General features: G+C 65.4%; 24 protein-coding genes. 14 read left to right on the forward strand and 10 right to left on the reverse strand.

Annotation, left to right across the window (positions count from 1 at the left end; all coding sequences use genetic code 11):
• Nucleotides 1-242: 242 nt before the first annotated feature.
• Entirely contained in the window at nucleotides 243-695 is a 453-nt protein-coding gene (locus tag HNP46_RS34475; protein WP_184598468.1) for a universal stress protein, read from the forward strand.
• Between the two features lie 68 nt (nucleotides 696-763).
• Here the strand turns inward: HNP46_RS34475 and HNP46_RS34480 are convergent, their stop codons facing one another.
• The gene (locus HNP46_RS34480) at nucleotides 764-2,422 is read right to left on the reverse strand and encodes a phosphoethanolamine transferase (RefSeq protein ID WP_184598470.1); all 1,659 of its coding nucleotides are present in this window, start codon (nucleotides 2,420-2,422) and stop codon (nucleotides 764-766) included.
• A 299-nt stretch (nucleotides 2,423-2,721) separates the two neighbouring features.
• Between HNP46_RS34480 and HNP46_RS34485 the strand changes: the two genes are divergently transcribed.
• Entirely contained in the window at nucleotides 2,722-4,884 is a 2,163-nt protein-coding gene (locus tag HNP46_RS34485; RefSeq protein ID WP_184598473.1) for a putative bifunctional diguanylate cyclase/phosphodiesterase, read from the forward strand.
• A 15-nt stretch (nucleotides 4,885-4,899) separates the two neighbouring features.
• Here the strand turns inward: HNP46_RS34485 and HNP46_RS34490 are convergent, their stop codons facing one another.
• Both HNP46_RS34490 and HNP46_RS34495 read right to left on the reverse strand, forming a co-directional pair.
• Nucleotides 4,900-5,691 carry a hydroxypyruvate isomerase family protein gene (locus HNP46_RS34490; RefSeq protein ID WP_184598475.1) on the reverse strand — a complete coding sequence of 264 codons (792 nt, stop codon included), beginning with the start codon at nucleotides 5,689-5,691 and terminating at the stop codon, nucleotides 4,900-4,902.
• Entirely contained in the window at nucleotides 5,688-6,587 is a 900-nt protein-coding gene (locus HNP46_RS34495; RefSeq protein ID WP_184598478.1) for an NAD(P)-dependent oxidoreductase, read from the reverse strand. The genes HNP46_RS34490 and HNP46_RS34495 overlap by 4 nt, the downstream gene beginning before the upstream one ends.
• Before the next feature lie 155 nt (nucleotides 6,588-6,742).
• Between HNP46_RS34495 and HNP46_RS34500 the strand changes: the two genes are divergently transcribed.
• The 5 genes from HNP46_RS34500 to HNP46_RS34520 all read left to right on the forward strand — a co-directional run bounded on the left by HNP46_RS34500 (nucleotide 6,743) and on the right by HNP46_RS34520 (nucleotide 10,821).
• Nucleotides 6,743-7,600: a putative selenate ABC transporter substrate-binding protein gene (locus HNP46_RS34500; RefSeq protein ID WP_184598480.1), complete on the forward strand. Its 858-nt coding sequence runs from the start codon at nucleotides 6,743-6,745 to the stop codon at nucleotides 7,598-7,600.
• Nucleotides 7,597-8,403 carry a phosphonate ABC transporter ATP-binding protein gene (locus tag HNP46_RS34505; RefSeq protein ID WP_184598483.1) on the forward strand — a complete coding sequence of 269 codons (807 nt, stop codon included), beginning with the start codon at nucleotides 7,597-7,599 and terminating at the stop codon, nucleotides 8,401-8,403. Before HNP46_RS34500 ends, HNP46_RS34505 begins: the two co-directional genes overlap by 4 nt.
• Nucleotides 8,397-9,239 (forward strand): PhnE/PtxC family ABC transporter permease, encoded by an 843-nt coding sequence (locus HNP46_RS34510; protein ID WP_184598486.1) that lies wholly within the window; start codon nucleotides 8,397-8,399, stop codon nucleotides 9,237-9,239. The genes HNP46_RS34505 and HNP46_RS34510 overlap by 7 nt, the downstream gene beginning before the upstream one ends.
• Nucleotides 9,236-10,006: a phosphonate ABC transporter, permease protein PhnE gene (gene phnE, locus HNP46_RS34515; protein ID WP_184598489.1), complete on the forward strand. Its 771-nt coding sequence runs from the start codon at nucleotides 9,236-9,238 to the stop codon at nucleotides 10,004-10,006. Before HNP46_RS34510 ends, phnE begins: the two co-directional genes overlap by 4 nt.
• Before the next feature lie 113 nt (nucleotides 10,007-10,119).
• Nucleotides 10,120-10,821, forward strand: a complete 702-nt coding sequence (locus tag HNP46_RS34520; protein ID WP_184598492.1) for a hypothetical protein — start codon at nucleotides 10,120-10,122, stop codon at nucleotides 10,819-10,821.
• A gap of 78 nt (nucleotides 10,822-10,899) precedes the next feature.
• On the opposite strand, the gene HNP46_RS34525 is transcribed toward HNP46_RS34520, so the two are convergent.
• Nucleotides 10,900-11,265 carry a DUF5064 family protein gene (locus HNP46_RS34525; protein WP_184598494.1) on the reverse strand — a complete coding sequence of 122 codons (366 nt, stop codon included), beginning with the start codon at nucleotides 11,263-11,265 and terminating at the stop codon, nucleotides 10,900-10,902.
• 66 nt (nucleotides 11,266-11,331) lie between these two features.
• The gene (locus HNP46_RS34530) at nucleotides 11,332-11,649 is read right to left on the reverse strand and encodes a DUF2288 domain-containing protein (protein ID WP_184598497.1); all 318 of its coding nucleotides are present in this window, start codon (nucleotides 11,647-11,649) and stop codon (nucleotides 11,332-11,334) included.
• Between the two features lie 309 nt (nucleotides 11,650-11,958).
• Here HNP46_RS34530 and HNP46_RS34535 point away from each other — a divergent pair, with 309 nt between their 5' ends.
• From HNP46_RS34535 to HNP46_RS34560, 6 genes are all read left to right on the forward strand, one after another.
• Nucleotides 11,959-13,080 carry a branched-chain amino acid ABC transporter substrate-binding protein gene (locus tag HNP46_RS34535; protein ID WP_184598499.1) on the forward strand — a complete coding sequence of 374 codons (1,122 nt, stop codon included), beginning with the start codon at nucleotides 11,959-11,961 and terminating at the stop codon, nucleotides 13,078-13,080.
• Between the two features lie 116 nt (nucleotides 13,081-13,196).
• Nucleotides 13,197-14,120, forward strand: a complete 924-nt coding sequence (gene livH / locus HNP46_RS34540; RefSeq protein WP_169937151.1) for a high-affinity branched-chain amino acid ABC transporter permease LivH — start codon at nucleotides 13,197-13,199, stop codon at nucleotides 14,118-14,120.
• The gene (locus HNP46_RS34545; RefSeq protein ID WP_184598502.1) at nucleotides 14,117-15,373 is read left to right on the forward strand and encodes a high-affinity branched-chain amino acid ABC transporter permease LivM; all 1,257 of its coding nucleotides are present in this window, start codon (nucleotides 14,117-14,119) and stop codon (nucleotides 15,371-15,373) included. The genes livH and HNP46_RS34545 overlap by 4 nt, the downstream gene beginning before the upstream one ends.
• Nucleotides 15,370-16,137 (forward strand): high-affinity branched-chain amino acid ABC transporter ATP-binding protein LivG, encoded by a 768-nt coding sequence (gene livG, locus HNP46_RS34550; RefSeq protein WP_184598505.1) that lies wholly within the window; start codon nucleotides 15,370-15,372, stop codon nucleotides 16,135-16,137. Before HNP46_RS34545 ends, livG begins: the two co-directional genes overlap by 4 nt.
• A gap of 3 nt (nucleotides 16,138-16,140) precedes the next feature.
• On the forward strand, nucleotides 16,141-16,842 hold the full coding sequence (locus HNP46_RS34555; RefSeq protein WP_184598514.1) for an ABC transporter ATP-binding protein: 702 nt from the start codon (nucleotides 16,141-16,143) through the stop codon (nucleotides 16,840-16,842).
• Between the two features lie 244 nt (nucleotides 16,843-17,086).
• A complete protein-coding gene (locus HNP46_RS34560) occupies nucleotides 17,087-17,419 on the forward strand; it encodes a hypothetical protein (RefSeq protein ID WP_184598517.1) in 333 nt (110 codons plus the stop codon).
• 58 nt (nucleotides 17,420-17,477) lie between these two features.
• Here the strand turns inward: HNP46_RS34560 and HNP46_RS34565 are convergent, their stop codons facing one another.
• The 5 genes from HNP46_RS34565 to xerD form a co-directional block, all read right to left on the reverse strand.
• Nucleotides 17,478-17,759, reverse strand: a complete 282-nt coding sequence (locus tag HNP46_RS34565; RefSeq protein WP_184598520.1) for a DUF3509 domain-containing protein — start codon at nucleotides 17,757-17,759, stop codon at nucleotides 17,478-17,480.
• Nucleotides 17,760-17,928: 169 nt separating this feature from the next.
• Entirely contained in the window at nucleotides 17,929-19,338 is a 1,410-nt protein-coding gene (gene thrC, locus HNP46_RS34570; RefSeq protein ID WP_184598523.1) for a threonine synthase, read from the reverse strand.
• A 91-nt stretch (nucleotides 19,339-19,429) separates the two neighbouring features.
• The gene (locus HNP46_RS34575; RefSeq protein WP_184598526.1) at nucleotides 19,430-20,734 is read right to left on the reverse strand and encodes a homoserine dehydrogenase; all 1,305 of its coding nucleotides are present in this window, start codon (nucleotides 20,732-20,734) and stop codon (nucleotides 19,430-19,432) included.
• A gap of 173 nt (nucleotides 20,735-20,907) precedes the next feature.
• Nucleotides 20,908-21,636 carry a thioredoxin fold domain-containing protein gene (locus HNP46_RS34580; RefSeq protein WP_184598528.1) on the reverse strand — a complete coding sequence of 243 codons (729 nt, stop codon included), beginning with the start codon at nucleotides 21,634-21,636 and terminating at the stop codon, nucleotides 20,908-20,910.
• Between the two features lie 227 nt (nucleotides 21,637-21,863).
• The gene (gene xerD, locus HNP46_RS34585; protein ID WP_184598531.1) at nucleotides 21,864-22,760 is read right to left on the reverse strand and encodes a site-specific tyrosine recombinase XerD; all 897 of its coding nucleotides are present in this window, start codon (nucleotides 22,758-22,760) and stop codon (nucleotides 21,864-21,866) included.
• Nucleotides 22,761-22,851: 91 nt separating this feature from the next.
• On the opposite strand from xerD, the gene HNP46_RS34590 reads away from it, so the two are divergent.
• A complete protein-coding gene (locus tag HNP46_RS34590) occupies nucleotides 22,852-24,696 on the forward strand; it encodes a cation:proton antiporter (RefSeq protein ID WP_184598533.1) in 1,845 nt (614 codons plus the stop codon).
• The last annotated feature ends 201 nt before the right edge of the window (nucleotides 24,697-24,897 follow it).

Here is a 24,897-nt window from a genome sequence, read left to right on the forward strand (position 1 = left end):
CGGCACCGAACCAGTCCCTTCTCCCTTCAGGGAGAGGGTTAGGGAGAGGGAAAATCCAAGGCACGAAACGATCAGAAGAAGACAGTTGCTCCTACCTACAGGCAAGCTCCGCAATCAGCGAAACCGGCCGCTCTACTCCCAGCGCTTTCAGGCACACCGACTACCATTGACGCTGCGCAAGGGATTCTCGCCCATGGGGGGATAGAGTTTCCTTACCAAGCCACTCATTGAGGGAACACATCATGTACGAGCGCATTCTGGTAGCGGTGGACGGCAGTCCGGTGTCCGATCGGGCCCTGGTCGAAGCGGCCAAGCTGGCCCAGCTGAGCGGCGGCGAGTTGCGGGTCATCACCATCGTCGACAGCCCGCTGCGCCATCTGCCCGATTACGCCGTGTACTACAACCCCGAGCCGCTGCGCGAAGCCGCGCTGAAGGCAGCCGATGACATCCTCGGCAAGGCCAAGGAAAAGATCGCCGAGTTCCCGGTCAAGTCCAGCTTCGAGCGGGTCTGCCAGGAACGCGCCAGCGAGGAGATCGCCGAGCGCATCGAGATCGAAGCCGAAGCCGCCAAGGCCGACGTGATCGTCATGGGCACCCACGGTCGCCGTGGCGTGCGCCGCCTGATGCTGGGCAGCGTGGCCGAAGGCCTGCTGCGCGTCAGCAACCGCCCGGTGCTGCTGGTCCGCGACAAGTAACGGCGCCCGGAAAGAAATAAGGCCCTGCGGTGCGAACCGCAGGGCCTTTTTCAGGCCTCGCCGTCAGTTCACTGCGCGGCGGTCATGTCGCGTTTGCAGGAGTGGAAGATGTCCAGGTCCGGCTGGTACAGGCTGGTCTGCACGCCGTAGACGCCAAGCACGGTGTGGAACAGGTTGTCGTGGCTCAGCTCGCCACCGTCGGCCTTCTTCTCCAGGCAGCCGCGATCCACGCCCATGCCGCCCAGCGCACCGCTGCCGAACCACATCACCATGGGCACGTGGGTCTGCGCCTTCGGCGCAATGGCATAGGGCGCGGCATGCAGGTAGACGCCATTCTCGCCCAGCGACTCGCCGTGGTCGGAGACGTAGAGCATCGAGGTGTCGAAGCGCTCCTGGTTCTGCTTGAGCAGTTCCACCACCTTGGAGAGGAAGAAGTCGGTGTAGAGGATGGTGTTGTCGTAGACGTTCACCAGTTCCTCGCTGCTGCAGCTGCCCAGCTGGTTGGTGCGGCACACCGGAGTGAAGCGCTCCAGCGACTGCGGATAGCGGTCGTAGTATTCCGGACCGTGACTGCCGTCGGCGTGCAGGACGATGATGGCGTTATCCTGCAGGCCGTCGATGTAGGCCTGCAGGTTCTGCAGCAGGGCTTCGTCGAGGCAGCGGTTGCCGTCGCAGAAGGGGCCGGGCTGGTTCTTCGAGATGTCGCGGTTGGGTACGCGCAGGCAGGTGCCCTTGCAGTCGCTGTTGTTGTCCAGCCAGAGCACCGAGACGCCGACGCGCTGGAGGATGTCCAGCAGCCCCTGGTTGGTCTTGCCCTTCTTGTCGCTGTAGTCCTCGCGGGGGAACCTGGAGAACATGCAGGGCACCGACACCGCCGTGGAAGTGCCGCAGGAGCTGACGTTGGTGAAGTTGACGATGTCGAGCTTCTTCAGCTCCGGGTTGGTGTCGCGGGCGTAGCCGTTGAGGGAGAAGTGGTCGGCACGGGCGGTCTCGCCGACCACGAAGATCATCAGCGACTTCTTGCCGTCGGCGCGCACCTTCTGCGGCATCAGCGCGTCCTCGCCGATGGGCTGCACCACCAGGTTTTCCTTGATCCCCAGGCGCTGCTTGGTGAACTTGCTCACCGCGTAGATGTAGTTGGTCGGGTTGATGAAGTGGGTCAGCTTCTCTTCCTGGCGGAACACCGGGGCGTAGGTGGAATAGAACGAACCCACGCAGACCGCCACCAGCACCAGGCAGCCGAAGATCACCAGCACCTTGTTCAGCAGGCCACGGAAGAACGGGCTGTAGCGCACCGGGGTCAGCCAGATGATCGCCGCCGGCAGCACGCCGAGCAGCAGCAGATAGGCGACCAGACGCCCGCTGAACAGCGCAGTGGCTTCACCGGGGTTGGTCTCGATGACGTTCTGCACCATCACGGTATCGATCACGACACCGTAGGAGTTCATGAAATACGCCGCGGCAGCGGAGACCAGCGCCACCAGGGTCAGCGCCGGTTTGAGCAGCGGGCGGAAGGACACCAGGGTCAGCAGCAGGCTGAAGGCGGCCCAGAGGAACAGCCCGAAGGAGGCGAAGAACGCCACGCCCCACAGGCCTTGCATCGGCACCAGGCTGTTCAGCGCACGCCAGGTGGAGAAGTTGTAGAACAGCACCAGGGCCAGGGAGAACAACAGGACCAGTCGTGTCGAACTGACCTGGGGGAAGAGGCGGCGCTTGCCCTCGAACATCGAGCGCACTCCTTGGAATCGGTAGGCAGACAGGAAAAGGATCGGCCAGCCTTCCCGGCCAGCGGCGACACTCTAGCCGCCGATTAGTCAAAAAAGTGTCAAGTCCGCTACAAAACATTGCAACCGGACCGTGTTGAGGTGTGCGGCACCATCTGGCACGACCGTACGTCGTCTGGCCATACCCTGTCTGTCGGAAAGCACTGTCAGTCCTTGCGAGCAGTAAGCGACTTTCTAGACTCACACCAAAGTGATATCAATTTGCTCCTATACCACCCCTCCACATTCGGAGCTTCCCGCCCATGGAATGGCACCAGGACGCCTTACCCGATGCTGTGCTGCTGGAGTGTTCCCACAATACCGGACTGGTCCTGCTGGCCATCCTGATCGCCTGCGTGTCCAGCTTCGTCGCCCTGAGCATCACCGCTCGCATGGTTCGCGCGCCGCAGCACGCCCACCGCTGGCAGTGGGTCGGCGGCATCTGCCTGGGCAGCGGCATATGGTCGATGCACTTCATCGCCATGCTGGCGTTCCACTCATCGGTCCCGCTGCACTTCTCCGGCGGCCTGACCCTGCTGTCGCTGCTCATCGCCATCGCCATCTGCGTGATCGCCATGCGCCTGCTCGCCCACGCCGGTCTCAGTCCGCTGCAGTATCTGCTGGCGGCGTGCTGTATCGGCGCCAGCATCGCCGGCATGCACTACACCGGCATGGCCGCCATCGAATCGCCGCCCATGCAGCACTACGACCCGTTGCTGGTCACCCTGTCGGTGCTGATGGCCGTACTGGTGGCCTTCGTCGCGCTGGTGCTGGCGCCGGTGCTCAACCGCCAGCCAGCCAACCGCCAGTGGATCTACCAGGTTCTCGCCAGTCTGCTGCTGGGTGGCGCCATTTCCAGCATGCACTTCACCGGCATGGCGGCACTGACCCTGACCCTGCCGACCTGGGTGGTGCCGGTGGCCGACGTCGGCCGCAACAACGCCATCCAGCTCGGCCTGATGGTCGGCCTGCTGGCGCTGGCGGTGGTGCTCGCCGGGCTCTGGGCGGCCTGGATCGAGGACAGCCTGCAGAGCAAGGAAACCGAGCTGAGCCGGGTCAACGCCCTGCTCAGCCAGCTCGACCACGCCAACGCCTCGTTGCAGCAGCTGGCGCGCTTCGACGGCCTGACCGGTCTGCACAACCGCACCGCACTCAACGAGGAATTCGCCGCCCGCCTGCAGCGCAACCGCGAGAAGGGCCAGGGCATGGCGGTGATCCTGCTGGACCTGGACCACTTCAAGCGGGTCAACGACTCCCTCGGCCACGCGGCCGGCGACGAGCTGCTGTGCATCGTCTCCGAGCGCTTGCGCAGCGCCCTGCGCAGCAGCGACCTGCTGGCGCGCTTCGGCGGCGACGAATTTTGCATCCTCGCCGACCTCGGCGAGGACCACGAGGCGCGCATTCTCTCGCAGCGCCTGATGCAACGCATGAAGGAGCCGATCAGCACCGCCGGGCGCAACCTGGTGATGACCATGAGCGTGGGTATCAGCCTGTTCCCCAACGACGGCGAACAGCCCGAGGAACTGCTCAAGCACGCGGACCTCGCGCTCTACCAGTCCAAGGGCAACGGTCGCAACGTCACCCACTTCTTCAGCCCACACCTGAAGACCAAGGCCACCCAGGAACTGCAGCTGGAAGAGGAGTTGCGCAAGGCGCTGTGGGACGACGAGCTGGTGCTCTACTACCAGCCGATCCTGCGCATCGACCATGGCGAAGTGGAACAGCTCGAAGCGCTGGTACGCTGGAAGCACCCGACCCACGGCCTGCTGACACCGGATCGCTTCATCGGCCTGGCGACCGCCAACGGCCTGATCGGCGCACTGGACTCCTGGGTGCTGCGCCGCGCCTGCCAGGACCTGCGCCAGCTGCACCAACTGGGCTATGCGGACCTGCGCGTGGCGGTGAACTGCTGTGCCAGCAACCTCACCCGCGACAGCCTGGTGGACGAGGTGCAGCACACCCTGGAGGAGTTCGGCCTGTCCGGGCGCTTCCTGGAAATGGAAGTCACCGAGAACGCCGTGATGGCCAACATCGGCCAGGCTATCCCGCTGCTCAACCGCCTGCGCGAGCTGGGCGTCAGCCTGTCCATCGACGACTTCGGCACCGGCTATTCGTCGCTGTCCTACCTGCGCCAGCTGCCGCTGGACGCCCTGAAGGTGGACCGTTCGTTCATCCGCGACGTACCGCAATCACGCCGCGACAGCGAGATCGCCCAGGCGATCATCGCCATGGCGCAGAAGCTGCACCTGAAGGTGATCGCCGAAGGGGTGGAGCATGCGCAGCAACTGGCGTTCCTGCGCGAGAACCATTGCGAACTGGCCCAGGGCTACCTGTTCAGCCGGCCCCTGCCCTTGTCCGCGCTGGTGGACTTCCTCGGCGCCTACCGCGAGGACAGCGACGCGGCGCTGCTGCGCAGCCAGGCCTGAATTCCACAGGCTGGATCAGAAGTCGAACTTGCCCGCTCGCCAGCGCGGCAGCCAGCGCAGGGAGTCGGCGGTGGTACCGGTGGGGCGGTACTCGGCGCCCAGCCAGCCGTCGTAGCCGACGTCATCGAGTACCTGCAGCGGCGCCTCGAACTCCATCTCGCCCGAGCCCGGTTCGCCGCGCTCGGGGTAGTCGGCGAACTGCACGTGGCCGATCTGCCCCATCAGCGCGTAGATGCAGTCCACCAGTTCCAGGCCCATGCGCGCCATGTGGTAGAGGTCCAGCTGCGCGCGCAGGTTTTCCCGCGCCACGCGTTCGAGCATGTCCTGCAGGTGCTCGGGGGTATTGAGCAGGAAGTCCTTCATGTCGTGGCAGTTGATGGCCTCCATCAGCACATCGGTGCCGCTGCCGGCGAAGGCATCGCAGGTGGCGCGCAGGCGCTCGGCCAGGGTCTGCAGCGCAACCTCGCGCTCCTGCCCTTCCACCAGCCGCCCTGCCAGCACGTTGACGTGCTGCGGCTTGACGATGCTGGCGTACTCCAGCGCCTTGGCCAGCGCGGCTTCGAACTCCTCCGCGCGTTCCGGCACCGCGGCGAGGCCCGGACCACCCTGCATCAGGTCGCCGGCCGGCAGGTTGATCAGCACCAGCGGCAGGCCGGCGGCGTCCAGCGCGGCCTTCAGCTCCGGTGCGGGCACGTCGTAGGGGAACTGGATCTCCACGCCCTCGAAGCCGGCCTTGGCGGCGGCGTCGATGCGCTGCAGCAGCGGGACTTCGGTGAATAGCAGGGACAGGTTGGCGCAGAGTTTCATTGCGGGGATTCCTTCGAAAGACGGTATTGCTCGACCAGCGTAGCCGGGTCGTGTTCGAGATGGCCCTGGCTGCCATGCAGGCGCATCAGCTGCGCGGCGAGGCCGCTCATGGGCGTGGCCGAGCCTTCCTCGCGGGAAAGCTTCACGGCGGTATCCAGGTCCTTGAGCAGCGTGCGCACGTGCCACTTCACCGGTTCGAAGCGGCTTTCGGCCATCTGCGGGGCAAGGATCTGCAAGGGTTTGGAGTCGGCGAAACCGCCGGCCAGGGCCGGGGCGATCAGGCTCGCATCGACGCCGGATTTCTCCGCCAGCGCCACCACTTCGGCGATCACCAGGGCGTTGCAGGCGACGATCATCTGGTTGCACACCTTGGTCACCTGCCCGGCGCCGACGTCGCCCATGCGCGTCAGACGCTGACCCAGATGGGCGAGGATCGGCCGCACGCGCTCGATATCCTCCTCGCGGCCACCAGCCATGATCGCCAGGGTGCCGCCCTCGGCGCCCGGCGTGCCACCGGAAACAGGAGCATCGACCCAGCGCATGCCGGTACGCGCTTCCAGCTCGGCGGCCATCTCGCGGGTGGCCGCCGGTTCCAGGCTGGAGAAGTCCACCAGCACTTGTCCTGCGCGGGCGCTCTCGACGATGCCGCCGGCACCGAACACCACCTCGCGCACGGCGGCGGTATCGGCCAGGCAGAGCATCACCACCTCAGCGGCGGCGCATAACTGCGCGGGCGCTTCCACCGCCTTGGCACCTTCCGCGGCCAGCAGTTCGCGCTTGCCGGTGGAGCGGTTCCACACGGTCAGCGGGAAACCGGCGGCGAGCAGGCGGCGCGTCATGGGCACGCCCATCAGGCCGAGGCCGGCAAACGCAAGGTATGGCAAAGGGGACGACATGGGATGAGCTCCAGTTCGGCAGCAGGACGGGCACGGGGTGCGGCATTCTAGCAGGCGCAAAGTTGACCCGGCGGACCATAAGCGGGCTGCGAAACAGGAGTACCGCCTCTATACTCCCGGAGTTTTTTCCGCCATTGAACCGGAGAACTCTCCCCATGCTGAAACGCACCCTGGCGCTCGCCGCCGGTTTTGCCCTGTCCCTGTCCGCCGTCCTCACCCACGCCGATACGCTGAAGGAACTGAAGGTCTCGGCCATTCCCGATGAAGCCCCCACCGAACTGCTGCGCAAGTTCAAGCCGCTGGGCGCCTACCTGGAAGAACAGCTGGGCATGCCGGTGAAGTTCATCCCGGTGTCCGACTATGCCGGCGTCGTCGAAGCCCTGGCTTCGGATCGCCTGGACATGGCCTGGCTGGGCGGCTTCACCTTCGTCCAGGCGCGCCTGAAGACCGGCAATGCCATTCCCCTGGTGCAGCGCGAGCAGGACCAGCAGTTCACCAGCAAATTCATCACCGCCGACCCCAACGTGAAATCGATCCAGGACCTCAAGGGCAAGACCTTCGCCTTCGGTTCGGTATCGTCCACTTCCGGCAGCCTGATGCCGCGCTACTTCATGCAGAAGGACGGCGTGGTGCCCGAGCAGTTCTTCTCCCGCGTGGCCTACTCCGGCGCCCACGACGCCACCGTCGCCTGGGTCCAGGCCGGCAAGGTCGACGCGGGCGTGCTCAACGCCTCGGTGTGGCAGAAGCTGGTGGACAGCGGCAAGGTCGACACTAACAAGGTGAAGGTCTTCGCCACCACCCCGACCTACTACGACTACAACTGGACCGTGCGCGGCAACCTCGATCCGGCCCTGGCCGAGAAGATCAAGAAAGCCTTCCTCGCGCTGGACCCGAGCAAGCCACGTGACAAGGAAATCCTCGACCTGCAGGCGGCCAGCCGCTTCATCGAAACCAAGCCGGAGAACTACAAGGGCATCGAGGAATCGGCCCGCGCCGCCGGCCTGCTGAAGTGACGTTGAAACTGACCGGCGTGGAGCACATCCACGCCAATGGCCAGCGCTCGCTCGCCGGCATCGACCTCAGCGTCGAAGCCGGCGAGCGGGTGGCGATCATCGGTCCCTCCGGGGCCGGCAAGACCACCCTGCTACGCATCCTCGCCACCGCGCTGAAACCTGCTGCGGGCAGTTACGAGCTGCTTGGCGCCCAACCCTGGGCGCTGAGCAGTGCCGCGCGCCAACGCTTGCGTTCGCGCATTGCCCTGGTGCACCAGGCTCCGCCGCTGCCGCCACGTCAGCGCGTGGTCACCGCCGTGCTCGCCGGCCGCCTCGGCCAGTGGCCGCTGTGGAAAAGTCTCGCCAGCCTGCTCTACCCCGTCGACAGAGCCGGCGCCCGTGGCGAGCTGCAACGCCTGGACCTGGCCGACAAGCTCTTCGAACGTTGCGACCAGCTCTCCGGCGGCCAGCTGCAACGCGTCGGCATCGCCCGCGCGCTGTACCAGCAGGCGGAAGTATTGCTGGCCGATGAACCCGTCTCGGCCATGGACCCGGTGCTCGCCGGCCACACCCTCGGCGTGCTCACGCGGGAGGTACAGAATCGCGATGTGACGCTGGTCGCCAGCCTGCACGCGGTAGACCTGGCGCTGGAACATTTCCCGCGTATCGTCGGCGTGCGCGACGGCCGCATCGCCTTCGACAAGCCGGCGGCGAACGTCAGCCCCGAGGACCTGCGCGCGCTTTATGCCAACGAACAGCTCGGCCGGCAGGACGCCGCGGCGTCGGTGGGCGATCCCGTGGTGGTGCAGATTCCGCGATGCTGAACCCGGCTCTCTCCAAAAGCTCGCCCCGCGACCCGGCGGCACTGCCGCGCCTGCTGCTCACCCTGCTCGCCCTGGCCCTGCTGTGGCCGGGGCTGCGCCTGTCCGAGCTGGATATCGCCGGTCTGTTCAGCGGTGACAACGCGCGGACCATGGCCAACTTCCTCGGCGGCTTCTGGCCGCCGGCCCATGACGAGGAATTCCTCGCCCTGCTCGGCCGCGCCACCCTGGAAACCCTGGCCATCGCCACCGCCGGCATGGCGCTGGCGTGGTTGATCGCCTTCCCCGCCGCGCTGCTGGCGACCCGCGCGCTGTCGATCTCCGCCCTGCCCCGCGGCGGCCTGCCGGCCTGGTGGGCGCGGGCGCTGCGCTGGCCGGTGCGCGGGCTGCTGATCCTGCTGCGCAGCATCCCGGAAATCGTCTGGGCGCTGCTGTTCGTCCGCGCCGTGGGGCTGGGCCCGACCGCTGGCGTGCTGGCCATCGCCATCACCTACGGCGGCATGCTCGGCAAGGTCTACGCGGAAATCTTCGAATCGGTCGATCCGCGCCCGACCCGTGCCTTGCTGCTGGGCGGCAGCTCGCGGTTGCAGGCCTTCGCCTATGGCGTGCTGCCCTCGGCGGCGGCGGAACTGATCTCCTACACCGTCTACCGCTGGGAATGTGCGATCCGCGCCTCGGTGGTGATGGGCTTCGTCGGCGCCGGCGGCCTCGGCCAGCAGATCGACCTGTCGCTGCGCATGTTCGCCGGCGGCGAAGTGGCGAGCATCCTGCTGACCTTCCTGGTGCTGGTGCTGGGCGCCGACCTGCTCAGCCGCTTCCTGCGCGGGAGGCTCGAATGAGCGGCCTGCTGCGCAGCCTGGGCTGGCTGCTGCTGATCCTGCTCGCCATCGGCGCGTCCTTCGCCTACCTGGAGATGGACAGCGGCGGACTGTTCGACGCCCGCGGCCTCGGCCAGATGCTCGATTACGGCCGCGACTTCCTCTCGCCCGACCTGAGTGCGCCACACCTCTCAGCGGTCGGCCGCGGCGCCCTGGAAACCCTGGCCATGTCGGCCATCGGCACGCTGCTCGCGGCGCTGCTGGGCGTGCTCCTCGCCCTGCCGGCGGCGGGGCGCTTCGGGCGCATAGCGCAGAGCCTGTCGCGGCTGCTGCTCAATGCCCTGCGCGCGGTGCCGGAGCTGGTCTGGGGCGCGCTGATGGTGCTGGCCGCCGGCCTGGGGCCGAACGCCGGCACCCTGGCCCTGGCGCTGCACACCGGCGGCGTGCTCGGCCGGCTGTTCGCCGAGGCGCTGGAGAACACCCCGACCGCTCCGGCCGAAGCCGTGCGCCTGGCCGGCGGCGGGCGCGTCGCCGCATTCGCCTATGGCACCCTGCCGGCAGTCTGGCCGCAACTGGTGGCGTACATGCTCTATCGCTGGGAGAACAACATCCGCATGGCCAGCGTGCTCGGCTTCGTCGGCGCCGGCGGCCTGGGGCAGATGCTGTACTTCAGCCTCAGCCTGTTCCAGCAGGCCCAGGCAGCGACGGTGATCCTCGCCATGCTGCTGCTGGTGCTGTGCGTCGACAGCCTGAGCGCCTGGGCGCGGCAGCGCTGGGTGAGCTTCTAAACCTTTAACAGAAAAGTCTCATTGCCTCAGTTTGGGTGGATCACGATATTGCCTCTGCCACGGCGCCCTGACCCGTCCTCCCCGCACTCACCCCATCCCTGCAGAGGTATTCCATGCGTTCGCTCTCGCGCCTGCTCGCTCTCGCGTTGCTGGCAGCACTCATTACTGCCTGCACAGCCCAATCGCCGCGCCAACTCACCGAACCCAACGACGCCCTGGGCACTCAGTGGGGCGAGGGGATCGAATCCAGGTCCACCAGCGTTGCCCTGTCGCGGGAAAGTACGGAGCCGCTGGCCGTGCAGATCATTCAATACTCCGGCCGCCAGCCGGAAGGCCGCAAGGTGAAGGAACTTCAGCTTGATCGAGGGCGCATCGGCCTGGCCATTCTCGATGAGCAAGAGAAAAAGCTCGATCTTGCGCAGAACAGCGACCACAGCCAGTTGCAGGGTCGTGTCGGTGAGCGCTACCAGATCTGGCTGAGCAATTACGGGCCGACCACCTATGAAATCGTCAGCACCGTAGATGGCATCGATGTGCTCAATGGCTCACCCGGCAGCTTCAGGAACCGCGGCTATGTCCTGTATCCGGGCAAGACCTTGCTGATCGAAGGATTCCGCAAGAGCCGCTCGGAAGTCGCCGCCTTCCGCTTTGCCAAGCCGGGCGATGCATACGCAGCCAATACTCCGGCGGGCGACCTGCGCAACCTGGGCACCATCGGTGTTGCCGTGTTTACGCTGCAGGCCCCCAGCACTGGGACTTCCCGCGCATTCCCCGCCGAACAAGGCTTTGCGCCACCGCCCAGCTACTCCCACTGAGGCTCGATAGAGTCACAAAGCAAAAGCCCGGCACATGGCCGGGCTTTTCTTCTGAACGCGTCCTGTCTGGCGCAAGGCTCACTCGCCGCCGTGGATCACCTTGTCCAGGTCGATCGGGTCGCCCGGGTGAGTGCCGAGTTTCTGACGGATATCCTCGAACATCGCGTCGTACTCCTTGTGATTGCGCACCACGGCGCCGAAGCGCGGGTGCAGGCCGTGTTTCTGGGCGATGCGGGTGGCGTCGCTGGCGAAATTGAAGGCCTGCTCCTTGGGCATGTCCCACTCCTCGGTGAAGGCGTTGCCATCGATCTCGCCCTTCATGGTGAAGTGGACGTAGGCGCCCTTCGCCGCATCCTGGCGGACCTCGTAATAAAGGTGAGCGTCGATCTCCTGCTGATCCAGTCCCGGCATGGCCTGGAGGTGCAGATGGCCCGGTTCGAACATGGCGAATCTCCTTCTTTGGAATCCCGACAGTCTAGCCGCGCTTTGTGAATTGGAAATCGCCCTGTGTCAGTGCAGGACATCCTTTCGAACTCTTTCCTGCACCAGTACCCAGGGTGCGATGACCACCGCCCAGAGTTCCGGATCGCGCTGGTGGAAATCCTGCGCCTGGATTTCGTCGACCTTGGCCAGGTCACCGCTGGCAAGCCAGGCCGCCACCTTCGCCTGGTCGTCCTCGGCGACGCCGATCGCGACCTCGACCAGATCGGCGGAACCCGCGACCTTGAGCAGGTTGCCGCGGGCGAAGAAGGGCGCGAGCTCCTGCCAGGAAATCTTCGCGGTTTCGCCAAGCAACTTGGCATAGAGGGTGCTAGCTTGTTCAGTCATGGATCTCACCTGGTAAACGAACGGCGCCATGATAGCGCCGGGACCGCGCCAGGCAAGGTTCGGACGGCGTTTTCCAGGGTGTCGGAAAACCTGCGGGGCGAACTCGGACAGCGCCGTTTTTCTGTATGTTTGTGTCAATCATGCGACATGCCCCCGATCGACCCGCTGCCCCCCGCTTTTCAAGCGGTCAAGCGGCACTCTACACTGTACCGGTACAGTTGCCGGTGGGTCTGTCCGGGGCAATCCCGGTCCGGTGAGCCGCTGGCAACCAGGACTACAAAAACGAAAACACAAGAAGAGTGGAGCACTATGAAAAAGGGTACTCAGCGTCTTTCCCAGCTGTTCACCGCCATGGCACTGGCCGGCGTGACCAGCTTCTCCATGGCCGCAGACACCATCAAGATCGCTCTGGCGGGCCCTGTGACCGGCGCAGTCGCCCAGTATGGGGAGATGCAGTTCATTGGCGCGAAGATGGCCATTGAGCAGATCAACAAGGCCGGCGGCGTCGACGGCAAGCAACTCGAGGGCGTGGTCTACGACGACGCCTGCGATCCGAAACAGGCCGTGGCCGTTGCCAACAAGATCGTCAACGATGGCGTCAAGTTCGTCGTTGGCCACCTGTGCTCCAGCTCCACTCAACCGGCTTCGGACATCTACGAAGACGAAGGCGTGCTGATGATTACCGCCGCCTCCACCAGCCCGGACATCACCTCCCGCGGCTACAAGCTGATCTTCCGTACCATCGGTCTGGACAGCCTGCAGGGCCCGACCGCCGGCAAGTTCATCGCCGAGCACATCAAGCCCAAGACCGTGGCCGTGATCCACGACAAGCAGCAGTACGGCGAAGGCATCGCCACTGCCGTGAAGAAGACCCTGGAAGGCGCTGGCATCAAGGTCGCCCTGTTCGAAGGCATCAACCCCGGCGACAAGGACTTCTCCGCGATGATCGCCAAGCTCAAGCAGGCCAAGGTCGACTTCGTCTACTACGGCGGCTACCACCCGGAGCTGGGCCTGATCCTGCGCCAGGCGGCCGAGAAAGGCCTGAAAGTCGGCTTCATGGGCCCCGAAGGCGTGGGTAACAAAGAGATCTCCGCGATTGCCGGCCCGGCTTCCGAAGGCCTCTACGTGACCCTGCCGAAGTCCTTCGACCAGGATCCGAAGAACCAGGCCCTGGTTGACGCCTTCAAGGCGAAAAACGAAGACCCGAGCGGCCCGTTCGTGTTCCCGGCCTACGCCGCCGTCCAGGTCATCGCCGAAGGCATCAAGAAAGCCGGCAGCGAGGACACCGACAAGGTAGCCGCCGCCCTGCGCTCGAACACCTTCGCGACCCCGACCGGTGACCTGGCCTTCGACGAGAAGGGCGACCTGAAGAACTTCAACTTCGTGGTCTACCAGTGGCACAAGGACGGCACCAAGACCGAAGCCAAGTAAGCCACCCGCCGCCACACAAAGCCCACTGCCCACGCAGTGGGCTTTGTTTATCCGAGTATTCCGGGGGTCCGTCGCGCCACAAGCGCCGCTTCACGCGACGCCCGAGGAGTTAGGTAATGCCTGAGCTCTATCACTACCTGCAACAGCTGATCAACGGCCTCACCGTCGGCAGCACCTATGCCCTGATCGCCATCGGCTACACCATGGTCTACGGCATCATCGGCATGATCAACTTCGCCCATGGCGAGGTGTACATGATTGGCTCGTACGTGGCCTTCATCGTGATCACGGGGCTGGCGATGATGGGAATCGTGAGTCTTCCTGTCGTCATCATCTGCACCTTCGCCGCAGCCATCATTGTTACCAGTGCCTACGGCTATACCATCGAACGCATCGCCTATCGGCCCCTGCGCGGAAGCAACCGGCTGATCCCGCTGATCTCGGCGATCGGCATGTCGATCTTCCTGCAGAACGAGGTTCTGCTGGCCCAGGATTCCAAGGACAAGGCAATCCCCAACCTGCTGCCGGGCAACTTCGTGATCGGCGCCGACGAAATGACCGGCGTGACCATCTCGTACATGCAGGTGCTGATCTTCATCGTCACCCTGCTGACCATGTATGGCCTGTCCATGTTCATCTCCCGTTCCCGCCTGGGTCGCGCCTGCCGCGCCTGCGCCGAGGACCTGAAGATGGCCAACCTGCTGGGCATCAACACCAACAACATCATCGCCCTGACCTTCGTCATCGGCGCCACCCTGGCCGCCGTGGCCGCGGTGCTGCTGGGCCTGCAGTATGGCGTGATCAACCCGCACATCGGCTTCCTCGCCGGCATCAAGGCGTTCACCGCCGCGGTGCTGGGTGGCATCGGCAGCATTCCGGGCGCCATGCTCGGCGGCCTGGTGCTGGGCGTGGCCGAAGCCTTCGGCGCCGACGTGTTCGGTGACCAGTACAAGGACGTGGTGGCCTTCACCCTGCTGGTACTCGTGCTGCTGTTCCGCCCCACCGGCCTGCTCGGTCGCCCGGAGGTGGAAAAGGTATGAGCCAGAAACTCAAGACTGCATTCTTCAGCGCCCTGCTGGTGCTGGCTGTCGCCTTTCCGGTGCTGGGCCTGAAGCTCAGCGTGATCGGCATCGGCCTGCAACTGGAGAACGTCAGCCCCACGCGTCTGTGGACCATCGGCGCTTGCGCCGTGCTGATTTTCGTCTGGCAACTGGTGCGTGATCGCTTCGCCTTCGGCGGCAGCGTGAAACAAGCCTTGTCGCACCCGCACACCAAGCTCGCCGAACGCCTGACCCACGCCTCCGTGCAACGCAAGATCATCATGGTGCTGATCCTCATCGCCCTCGCCTGGCCGTTCTTCGGCTCGCGCGGCGCGGTGGACATCGCCACCCTGATCCTGATCTACGTGCTGCTGGGCCTGGGCCTGAACATCGTGGTGGGCCTGGCCGGCCTGCTCGACCTGGGCTACGTCGGTTTCTACGCCGTGGGCGCCTACAGCTACGCGCTGCTGTCGCACTACTACGGCCTGGGCTTCTGGGTATGCCTGCCGCTGGCCGGCCTGATGGCCGCGTTCTTCGGCTTCATCCTCGGTTTCCCGGTGCTGAGGTTGCGCGGTGACTACCTGGCGATCGTGACCCTGGGCTTCGGCGAGATCATCCGCATCCTGCTGCGCAACATGACCGAGCTGACCGGTGGTCCCAACGGCATCAGCAACATCGACAAGCCGACCCTGTTCGGCCTGACCTTCGAGCGCCGTGCCCCCGAGGGGATGCAGACCTTCCACGAGTTCTTCGGCATCGCCTACAACTCGAACTACAAGGTCGTATTCCTCTATCTGGTCGCGCTGCTGCTGGTGCTGCTGGTGCTGTTCGTGATCAACCGTCTGCTGCGCATGCCCCTGGGCCGCGCCTGGGAAGCCCTGCGCGAAGACGAGATCGCCTGCCGTGCGCTGGGTCTGAACCCGACGCTGATCAAGCTCTCCGCGTTCACCCTGGGTGCCTGCTTCGCCGGGTTCGCCGGCAGCTTCTTCGCCGCGCGCCAGGGCCTGGTCACGCCGGAGTCGTTCACCTTCATCGAATCGGCCATCATCCTCGCCATCGTGGTGCTGGGTGGCATGGGTTCCCAGCTCGGCGTCATCCTGGCCGCCGTGGTGATGATCCTGCTGCCCGAACTGATGCGTGAGTTCAGCGAGTACCGCATGCTGATGTTCGGCGCCCTCATGGTGCTGATGATGATCTGGCGTCCGCAGGGGCTTCTGCCCATGCAGCGCCCGCACCTGGAGTTGCGCAAATGAGCCGACCGATTCTTGAAGTAGCCGGCCTCACCATGCGCTTCGGCGGTCTGCTGGCCGTCAACAACGTGGCGCTGAAGGTCGAAGAGAAACAGGTGATCTCGATGATCGGCCCCAACGGCGCCGGCAAGACCACCGTGTTCAACTGCCTGACCGGCTTCTACGCCCCCACCGGTGGCGAGATCCTGCTGCGCGGCGAGCCGATCCAGGGCCTGCCGGGCCACAAGATCGCCCACAAGGGCGTGGTGCGGACCTTCCAGAACGTGCGTCTGTTCAAGGAGATGACCGCGGTGGAGAACCTGCTGGTAGCGCAACACCGGCACATCAACACCAACTTCCTCTCCGGCCTGCTCAAGACCCCGGCCTTCCGTCGCGCGGAAGCCGAGGCCCTGGACTACGCCTCGCACTGGCTGGAAATCGTCAATCTCAAGGACATCGCCAACCGCCCGGCGGGCACCCTCGCCTACGGCCAGCAGCGCCGCCTGGAGATCGCCCGCTGCATGATGACCCGTCCGCAGCTGCTGATGCTGGACGAGCCGGCAGCCGGCCTGAACCCGCGGGAAACCGAGGACCTCAAGGCGCTGATCGCCATGCTGCGCTCCGAGCACGGCGTCACCGTCCTGCTCATCGAGCACGACATGAAGCTGGTGATGAGCATTTCCGACCATATCTACGTGATCAACCAGGGCACGCCCCTGGCGGACGGCACCCCGGAGCAGATCCGCGGCAACCCGGATGTGATCAAAGCCTATCTGGGGGAGTCCTGAGTCATGCTGAAGTTCGACAAGGTTTCCACCTTCTACGGCAAGATCCAGGCGCTGCACGACGTCAGCATGGAAGTCCAGCAGGGCGAGATCGTCACCCTGATCGGCGCCAACGGCGCCGGCAAGTCGACCCTGCTGATGACTCTGTGCGGCTCGCCGCGCGCCTCCTCCGGCAGCATCACCTACATGGGTGAGGAGCTGGTCGGCAAGGAATCCTCGGTGATCATGCGCAAGAGCATCGCCGTCGTGCCCGAAGGCCGTCGCGTGTTCGCCCGCCTGACCGTGGAGGAGAACCTCGCCATGGGCGGTTTCTTCACCAGCAAGGGAGACTACCAGGAGCAGATGGACAAGGTCCTGGCGCTCTTCCCGCGTCTGAAGGAACGCTTCAGCCAGCGTGGCGGCACCATGTCCGGCGGCGAGCAGCAGATGCTCGCCATCGGCCGTGCGCTGATGAGCAAGCCCAAGCTGCTGCTGCTCGACGAGCCGTCGCTGGGCCTGGCGCCGATCATCATCCAGCAGATCTTCGACATCGTCGAACAGCTGCGCCAGGAAGGCGTGACCGTCTTCCTCGTCGAGCAGAACGCCAACCAGGCGCTGAAGCTCGCCGACCGCGGCTATGTGCTGGAGAACGGTCGTATCGTCATGCAGGATACCGGCGCCAACCTGCTGGTGAACCCCAAGGTGCGTGACGCGTACCTGGGCGGCTGATCCCTTCGCTGCGCTGAAAACGGCCCTTCGGGGCCGTTTTTTATTGGTGAGCGGACCGCACCGTTCTTGCAGGAGCGAGCCTGCTCGCGAACCACTCCCCAACGACGGCGCTGACAATAAATCCGTTCTCCAACAAGCTCGCTCCTACAGCGCCTCCGCCGTTTCCGCCGCATCTCCCGCTGCATCCGACAGACAATCGATCAGGGCTCGCCAAGCATCGGCGGATACAACAAGGAGAGCCGCCATGAGCGTCGACTACGCCACCGAATCGCTGACCGTGCTGCGCAAGCTGGCCCACGGCATCGATCCCCACCACGACGAGCCCCTGGCCGACGATGATGCCTGCCAGCGGCCGGAAGTGATCCGCGCCCTGTTCCACGCCATCCAGGCGCTGGAAGCGCCACCGCCAAGGCCGCGCAGCCTGCCGGAGCAGGCGGGCAAACCCTGGCAGGCGGAAGAGGAAGCCGTGCTGCTGCAGCGCTTCGAGGCCGGCGAGTCGGTCGCCAGCATCGCCCGTGAGCATGGGCGCACCAACGGTGGCATCCGCTCGCGCCTGAAGTACCTGGGCCGGCTATAGGCATCCAGCGCACAAATGAAAACGCCGCCCGGTGGGCGGCGTTGTCAGCGCAGGCCGATCAGGTGCCGTAGCTCAGTACCTGGGCACGCTGGCGCAACTGCGAGACCACATCGTCCTCCATGCGGCCTTCGGAGATCAGCAGGTCACGGCGGATGGTCTGTACCGCCTCCTCGCTCTGCTCATGGTCGGCCAGATGCTGGCCTTCGATGACTCGCCGCAGGATCACCTCTCCGTCGACATTGGTCAGGGTCAGGATGCGGCCACCATCGGGGCGCGCCGGGCCCAGGGAAGGGGCGTAGGGAGCGAAGGTCTCGGTCAGCAGGGCGCTCAGCCGGTCCATGCGTATCTCCTTGTTGCGAAATGAAAAAGCACAGGGAAAAGACCGCACGTTCGGCGATAAAGTTCGCCGGTTTCAGTACCGTTGGTCATGACGGCATATTTCAGACCCGCTGTTCCTGACATGAAAAAGCCCGCCAGAAGGCGGGCTTTCTACAACGGCGATGCGCGCTTCAGAGCGGCTTGCCGCGATTGCCGTGGGCGCTGACGAAGGCCTGGACCTTGGCCAGATCGTTGGCCAGTACGGTGCAGCGCTCGTCACGCTCGAACAGGTCGGCCAGGTGCGCCGGCAGTGCCGGAACCGCCTCGATGCCGGCCTTCTCCACCGCTTCCGGGAACTTCACCGGATGCGCAGTACCCAGGGTCACCATGGGCACGGACAGGCTGCGGCGGCACTCGCGAGCGGCGCGTACGCCGATGGCGGTGTGCGGATCCAGCAGCTCGCCAGACTCGGCGAAGACCTGGGAAATGGTCTCGCAGGTTGCCTCGTCGCTCACCGCCAGGGAATCGAACAGGCGGCGCGCTTCGGTCCAGCGATCATCCTCGACCGCCAGCTTGCCGGTAGCCTTGAAGTTGTCCATCAGCTCGGCGACGGCCTTGCCGTTGCGGCCGTGCAGGTCGAACAGCAGGCGCTCGAAGTTGGACGAGACCATGATGTCCATGGACGGCGACAGCGATGCGTGCAGGGTGTCCTTGTCGTAGCGGTTGCCGGACATGAAGCGATGCAGGATGTCGTTGCGGTTGGTCGCGACGATCAGCTGGCTGATCGGCAGGCCCATGTTGCGCGCCAGGTAGCCGGCGAAGATGTCGCCGAAGTTGCCGGTGGGCACCGAGAAGGCCACGGAACGGGCCGGTGCGCCGAGCTGCAGGGCGGCGTGGAAGTAGTAGACGATCTGGGCCATGATCCGCGCCCAGTTGATCGAGTTCACCGCCACCAGACGGGTGCCCTTGAGGAAGCCCTGGTCGGCGAAGCTGGCCTTGACCATTTCCTGGCAGTCGTCGAAGTTGCCTTCGATGGCGATGTTGTGGATGTTCTCGCCCAGGATGGTGGTCATCTGCCGGCGCTGCACCTCGGACACACGGTTGTGCGGGTGCATGATGAAGATGTCGACGTTCTCGCAGGCCTTGCAGCCTTCGATGGCGGCCGAGCCGGTGTCGCCGGAGGTGGCGCCCATGATCACCACGCGCTCGCCGCGCTTGGTCAGCACGTGGTCGAGCAGGCGGCCGAGCAGTTGCAGGGCGAAGTCCTTGAAGGCCAGGGTCGGGCCGTGAAACAGCTCCAGCACCCACTCGTTGCCGTTCAGCTGGCGCAGCGGCGCCACGGCGTTGTGGGCGAAGACACCGTAGGTCTCTTCGAGGATCTTCTTGAAGTCGGCATCGGCAATGCTGCCAGCCACGAATGGGCGCATCACCCGGAAGGCCAGCTCGTGGTACGGCAGGCCGGCCCAGGAAGCGATCTCCTCGACGGTGAAGCGCGGCAGGTTTTCCGGCACGTAGAGGCCGCCGTCACTGGCAAGACCGGCCAGCAGCACGTCTTCGAAGTTCAGCGCGGGCGCCTGGCCGCGGGTACTGATGTAGCGCATAGATCAAAACCTTCGGTTTTGGCTTCAGGCCGCAAGCTGCAGACTACAGGCGGATAAGCCTGCGGCCTGCAGCCAGTGGCCTGCAGCCCGATTAATTCAGTTGTTCGACGCGGATGCGTACGACATTGCCGACGACGTCATCCAGCGCTTCCAGCGCGGCGATAGCTTCGATGATGCGGGACTCGAGCACGCGGTGGGTAACCAGGATCATCGGCACCAGACCGTCATGCTCTTCGACTTCCATCTGCATGATCGATTCAATGTTGATGCCGCGCTCGGAGAGGATGGTCGCCACCTGGGCCAGTACGCCCGGATGGTCCTTGGCCTGGATGCGCAGGTAGTAGGCGCTTTCGCAGGCGTCGATCGGCAGGATCGGGTGGTCGGAGAGCGAGTCCGGCTGGAAGGCCAGGTGCGGCACGCGGTTCTCCGGGTCGGAGGTCGTGGCGCGAACCACGTCCACCAGGTCGGCGACCACCGAGGATGCGGTTGGCTCCATGCCGGCGCCGGCGCCGTAGAACAGCGTCGAACCGGCGGCATCGCCATTGACCATGACGGCGTTCATCACGCCATTCACATTGGCGATCAGGCGGTCGGCCGGGATCAGGGTCGGGTGCACGCGCAGCTCGATACCCTTGTCGGTACGGCGGGCGACGCCCAGGTGCTTGATGCGGTAGCCCAGCGCCTCGGCGTAGTTCACGTCGGCGGTGGTCAGCTGGGTGATGCCTTCGGTGTAGGCCTTGTCGAACTGCAGCGGGATGCCGAAGGCGATGGACGCCAGGATGGTCAGCTTGTGCGCGGCATCGATGCCTTCGACGTCGAAGGTCGGGTCGGCTTCGGCGTAGCCCAGCGCCTGGGCTTCCTTCAGCACGTCAGCGAAGGCGCGGCCTTTCTCGCGCATTTCGGTGAGGATGAAGTTGCCGGTGCCGTTGATGATGCCGGCCAGCCAGTTGATGCGGTTGGCGGCCAGGCCCTCGCGGATCGCCTTGATCACCGGGATGCCACCGGCCACGGCGGCTTCGAAGGCGACGATGACGCCCTTCTCGCGGGCCTTGGCGAAGATTTCGTTGCCGTGCACGGCGATCAGCGCCTTGTTCGCGGTGACCACGTGCTTGCCGTTCTCGATGGCCTTGAGCACCAGCTCGTGGGCCAGGGTATAGCCACCGATCAGCTCGATGACCACGTCGATTTCCGGGTTGTTCGCCACGTCGAAGATGTCGGCGGTAATGGGGGTACTGCCGGTTTCACACTTCGGGTTGGGGCGACGGGCGGCAATCTGCGCAACCTCGATACCACGCCCGGCACGGCGGGCAATCTCCTCGGCGTTGCGTTTGAGTACATTGAAGGTACCGCCACCGACGGTACCCAACCCACAGATTCCCACTTTCACCGGTTTCACGCTGAACTCCCCATGATTACAGCATCGGGGTGCCTGAGACGCCGATGCCCGCAACGAGGCGGGCATGGCAGCAGGCACCAGGTCAGAACAGGCGCAGCGCCTGTTCCCTAGTCAAAAGGAACCGAACATTACGAAGCGGTTCCCTATTAGTCAATCCGGGCGAAGCCCGCGGCTCACTTGGCTTCCAGGGCCAGCTTGGCGATCTGCCCGGCTGGCTGGTAGCCCGGCAGCATGGTGCCGTCGGCGAGGATGATCGCCGGGGTGCCCTGCACACCGACCATCTGGCCCAGGGCGAACTGCACGTCCACCGGGTTCTCGCACTTGGCGGCCTTCACTTCCTTCTCGTGGAACATGTCGCTCATGGCCGACTGGCGGTCCTTGGAGCACCACACGGCCTGCAACTGCTGGTCACCCGGCGAGTTCGGCCCCTGGCGCGGGAAGGCCAGGTAGCGCACCTCGATGCCCTGCTTCTGCAGTTCCGGCACTTCGGCGTGGAGCTTCTGGCAGTACGGGCAGGTGGTGTCGGTGAAGACGGTGATGTGCGCCTTGGTCTCGCCCTTGGCCGGGAACACCACCATGTCCTTGGCGGCGATGGCGTTGATGGTCTTGGCCACCCCGGCGCTCTCGGCCTTCTCGGTCAGGTTGGTCGGTTTGCCGTCCTTGACCTGGTAGATATTGCCCTGCACGACGAACTGGCCATCGGCGCTGGCGTACAGAATGCGGCCACCCTTGAGCTGCACCTGGTAGATGCCATCCAGGGGGCCCTTGGAGATGTTTTCGATGGGCAGGTCAGGCTGCAGGGATTGCAGGGTGCTGCGGATCGCCTGGTCCGGTTCGGCAGCCAGGGCGAGGGTGCTGACGAGGCCAACGGCCACACCAGCCAGAAGTCGGGACAAACGCATGGAGAACTCCTGAAGTCAGTCGGCGAAGACTACCACACCGGGCGGTCCAGGCCGAGCCGCAGGCTGTAGCGGGAAGCTTCGGTGTAGCGGTACTGCATGCGGCTGGATCACAAAGATCGAACAAGGTGTAGACGTCCCTGTCGAGACCGACTGCTCAAGTTCAACCCCGGCCCGGCCATCCATGGCCCGGCGTTCGCGGGGCAACGCATGCGTTGCAGAGCCCCCGCTCACCCGCGGGGATGGTGCTGAGCGTGCAGGTCCTGCAGGCGAGCACGGGCGATGTGGGTGTAGATCTGCGTGGTCGACAGGTCGCTGTGACCCAGCAACATCTGCACCACGCGCAGGTCGGCGCCGTGGTTGAGCAGATGGGTGGCGAAGGCATGGCGCAGGGTGTGCGGCGACAGGCTCTTGCCGATACCGGCGACCTTCGCGTGCAGCTTGATGCGGTGCCAGAAGGTCTGGCGGGTCATCTGCTCGCCGCGCAGGCTGGGGAACAGTACGTCGCTGGGCTTGCCCGCCAGCAGGTCGCCGCGAGCCTCGCGCACGTAGCGCTCGATCCAGCGGATGGCCTCCTCCCCCAGCGGCACCAGGCGCTCCTTGCTGCCCTTGCCGAGGACGCGGACCACGCCCTGGCGCAGGTTCACCTGTTCCAGGGTCAGCCCGACCAGCTCGCTGACCCGCAGGCCGCAGGCGTAGAGCACCTCGAGCATGGTGCGGTCGCGCAGGCCGAGCGGATCGTCGGTCTCCGGCGCCCCCAGCAGCGCCTCGACATCTGCCTCGGACAGCGACTTGGGCAGCGGCTTGCCCAGTTGCGGCAGGTCCACCAGCAGCGTCGGGTCCTCGGCGATCAGCCCCTCGCGCAGGCAATAGCGGTAATACCCCCGCAGCCCGGAGAGAAAGCGCGCCGTGGAGCGGGCCTTGTAGCCCTCGCCCAGACGCCAGGCCAGGTGGTCGAGAATGACGTCGCGGCCGGCGGCCTGGAGCGCCACGCCGCGCTGATCGAGCCAGCCGTTGAACAGGGCCAGGTCGCTGCCATAGGCGCTGCGGGTATTGTCGGAAAGCCCCTTCTCCAGCCAGAGGGCGTCGAGGAAGCGATCAATGGAGGGATGGGCAAGCGGCGTCATCGGGCATCGGGTCTGAGGAAAAAGCGGCACCTTTAGTCTTTCATATCCTCCAAGCCGTTCTCTACTGACCCAGCCAGGAATCCGTCGCTCCATGGATGAACACAGCACCTACTACGCCCTCGCCGGGATCGGCGCCGCCTCCCTTGCCAGCCAGTGGCTGGCCTGGCGCCTGCGCCTGCCGGCGATCCTGTTCCTGCTGCTGAGCGGCATCCTGGTAGGACCGATCCTTCATCTGCTGTCGCCCGAAGCCCTGTTCGGCCCGCTGCTGTTCCCGCTGGTATCGCTCGCCGTCGCCCTGGTGCTGTTCGAAGGCAGCCTGACCCTGCACCTGGACGAATGGAAGGAAATCGGCACCGTGGTGCGGCGCATGGTCACCGTCGGCGCACTGATCACCTGGGCCGTGATCGCCCTGGCCACCCACTACCTGCTGGGCTTCACCTGGGAAATGGCGCTGCTGTTCGGCACCCTGACCCTGGTCACCGGGCCGACGGTGATCGTGCCGATGCTGCGCGTGGTCCGCCCCAACGCGACCATCGCCAACATCCTGCGCTGGGAAGGCATCGTCATCGACCCCATCGGCGCCATCCTCGCCGTGGTGGTCTACACCTTCATCGCCGCCAGCGACGCCGGTTCCGGCTGGATGGACAGCCTGCGGACCTTCTTCAGCGTGATCGGCACCGGCATCGTCGCCGGCCTGCTGGGCGGCCAGGCGCTGGGGGTGGCGCTGCGTCGCCACTGGCTGCCGGATTATTTGCACAACCTGGCTTCGCTGTCGGTCGTGCTGGGCGTGTTCGTCCTCTCCAACACGCTGATGTCCGAGTCCGGCCTGCTGGCAGTGACCGTGATGGGCCTGCGCCTGGCCAACATGCAGGGCGTCGATGTGCGGCACATCCTGCACTTCAAGGAGAACCTCAGCGTGCTGCTGATCTCCGGCCTCTTCGTGCTGCTGGCGGCACGGCTGGACCTGCCGGCACTGCTGGGCCTGGGACCGATCGCCCTGCTGGTGCTGGCGCTGATCCAGTTCGTCGCCCGCCCCCTGAACGTGCTGGTCGCTACCGCCGGCTCGGCGCTGAACTGGCGCGAGCGAGCGCTGCTGAGCTGGATCGCCCCGCGCGGCATCGTCGCCGCCGCCGTCTCGGCGATCTTCGCCATCCGCCTGCAGGAAGCCGGCCACGCCCAGGCCGGCGTGCTGGTGCCGCTGACCTTCCTGGTGATCATCGGCACGGTGATCCTGCAAAGCGCCACCGCGCGGCCGCTGGCCCGCCTGCTGAGGGTCGCCGAACCGGTGCCCACCGGTTTCCTCATCATCGGCGCCAACCCGGTAGCCCGCGCCATCGGCAGCGGCCTGCAGAACGCCGGGGTGAAGGTGCTGCTGACCGATTCGAGCTGGGAGAACACCCGCGCCGCGCGCATGGACAACCTGCCCACCTATTTCGGCAACCCGGCATCGCAGCACGCCGAGGCGCACCTGGACCTGATCGGCCTGGGCCACCTGCTGGCCCTGTCGCCCAATGCCGAGCTCAATGCGCTGATGTGCATGAGCTTCCGCCACGAGTTCAACCCGCGCCAGCGCTTCATCCTGCCCAGCAGCCAGGACAGCCGGCGCAGCGAGAAGCACCGCGTCAGCGACCGCCATCGCGGCAGAGCGCTGGGCCAGACGACCATCACCTACCCGCAGATGGCGGGCCTGATTGCCCGCGGCGCGGAAGTCCGCTCGACGCTGCTCAGCGAGAACTTCGGCTGGCAGGACTACCAGGCCCTGCACGGCGACCGCGCCCTGCTGCTGTTCGCCAGGGACCCCAACGGCCGTCTGCGGATCGCCAGCCCCGAGCGTCCGCAGCAGCCGGACACGGGCTGGACGGTGATCTCGCTGATCGAGGAGGTGCCCGGAAACACCGCGGGTACGCTGGAAACGGCGCGGGCCGCAACAACCTGACGGCCGGCTGTGTCTGCCTACCTTTAGTCTGGTGACAGGAAATTTCTGAAGGACGATGATTGCACCACGCCATCACTGCGTCCCACGAAGCCCAGATCATGTCCAGTCTGGTCTGCTCCCCGCATCTGAGTACAGGGACTCACGCTAATTTTGCTGCCTGTTTGCGCCGCCGAAATTCCCTTGGGGATCGGTAGTTCAAGG

The sequence above is a fragment of the Pseudomonas nitroreducens genome, from assembly GCF_014204515.1.
Classification (GTDB): domain Bacteria; phylum Pseudomonadota; class Gammaproteobacteria; order Pseudomonadales; family Pseudomonadaceae; genus Pseudomonas; species Pseudomonas nitritireducens_A.

What these genes read in the sequence shown, in the direction of transcription:
- HNP46_RS34530 (WP_184598497.1), bottom strand. Translation starts at nt 11,649, where the DNA reads ATGACTGAACAAGCTAGCACCCTCTATGCCAAGTTGCTTGGCGAAACC.
- livG (WP_184598505.1), top strand. Translation starts at nt 15,370, where the DNA reads ATGAGCCGACCGATTCTTGAAGTAGCCGGCCTCACCATGCGCTTCGGC.
- livH (WP_169937151.1), top strand. Translation starts at nt 13,197, where the DNA reads ATGCCTGAGCTCTATCACTACCTGCAACAGCTGATCAACGGCCTCACC.
- HNP46_RS34525 (WP_184598494.1), bottom strand. Translation starts at nt 11,265, where the DNA reads ATGTTCGAACCGGGCCATCTGCACCTCCAGGCCATGCCGGGACTGGAT.
- phnE (WP_184598489.1), top strand. Translation starts at nt 9,236, where the DNA reads ATGAGCGGCCTGCTGCGCAGCCTGGGCTGGCTGCTGCTGATCCTGCTC.
- HNP46_RS34520 (WP_184598492.1), top strand. Translation starts at nt 10,120, where the DNA reads ATGCGTTCGCTCTCGCGCCTGCTCGCTCTCGCGTTGCTGGCAGCACTC.
- HNP46_RS34510 (WP_184598486.1), top strand. Translation starts at nt 8,397, where the DNA reads ATGCTGAACCCGGCTCTCTCCAAAAGCTCGCCCCGCGACCCGGCGGCA.
- HNP46_RS34560 (WP_184598517.1), top strand. Translation starts at nt 17,087, where the DNA reads ATGAGCGTCGACTACGCCACCGAATCGCTGACCGTGCTGCGCAAGCTG.
- HNP46_RS34590 (WP_184598533.1), top strand. Translation starts at nt 22,852, where the DNA reads ATGGATGAACACAGCACCTACTACGCCCTCGCCGGGATCGGCGCCGCC.
- HNP46_RS34555 (WP_184598514.1), top strand. Translation starts at nt 16,141, where the DNA reads ATGCTGAAGTTCGACAAGGTTTCCACCTTCTACGGCAAGATCCAGGCG.
- HNP46_RS34580 (WP_184598528.1), bottom strand. Translation starts at nt 21,636, where the DNA reads ATGCGTTTGTCCCGACTTCTGGCTGGTGTGGCCGTTGGCCTCGTCAGC.
- HNP46_RS34490 (WP_184598475.1), bottom strand. Translation starts at nt 5,691, where the DNA reads ATGAAACTCTGCGCCAACCTGTCCCTGCTATTCACCGAAGTCCCGCTG.
- HNP46_RS34500 (WP_184598480.1), top strand. Translation starts at nt 6,743, where the DNA reads ATGCTGAAACGCACCCTGGCGCTCGCCGCCGGTTTTGCCCTGTCCCTG.
- HNP46_RS34485 (WP_184598473.1), top strand. Translation starts at nt 2,722, where the DNA reads ATGGAATGGCACCAGGACGCCTTACCCGATGCTGTGCTGCTGGAGTGT.
- HNP46_RS34535 (WP_184598499.1), top strand. Translation starts at nt 11,959, where the DNA reads ATGAAAAAGGGTACTCAGCGTCTTTCCCAGCTGTTCACCGCCATGGCA.
- HNP46_RS34495 (WP_184598478.1), bottom strand. Translation starts at nt 6,587, where the DNA reads ATGTCGTCCCCTTTGCCATACCTTGCGTTTGCCGGCCTCGGCCTGATG.
- thrC (WP_184598523.1), bottom strand. Translation starts at nt 19,338, where the DNA reads ATGCGCTACATCAGTACCCGCGGCCAGGCGCCCGCGCTGAACTTCGAA.
- xerD (WP_184598531.1), bottom strand. Translation starts at nt 22,760, where the DNA reads ATGACGCCGCTTGCCCATCCCTCCATTGATCGCTTCCTCGACGCCCTC.
- HNP46_RS34565 (WP_184598520.1), bottom strand. Translation starts at nt 17,759, where the DNA reads ATGGACCGGCTGAGCGCCCTGCTGACCGAGACCTTCGCTCCCTACGCC.
- HNP46_RS34475 (WP_184598468.1), top strand. Translation starts at nt 243, where the DNA reads ATGTACGAGCGCATTCTGGTAGCGGTGGACGGCAGTCCGGTGTCCGAT.
- HNP46_RS34545 (WP_184598502.1), top strand. Translation starts at nt 14,117, where the DNA reads ATGAGCCAGAAACTCAAGACTGCATTCTTCAGCGCCCTGCTGGTGCTG.
- HNP46_RS34480 (WP_184598470.1), bottom strand. Translation starts at nt 2,422, where the DNA reads ATGTTCGAGGGCAAGCGCCGCCTCTTCCCCCAGGTCAGTTCGACACGA.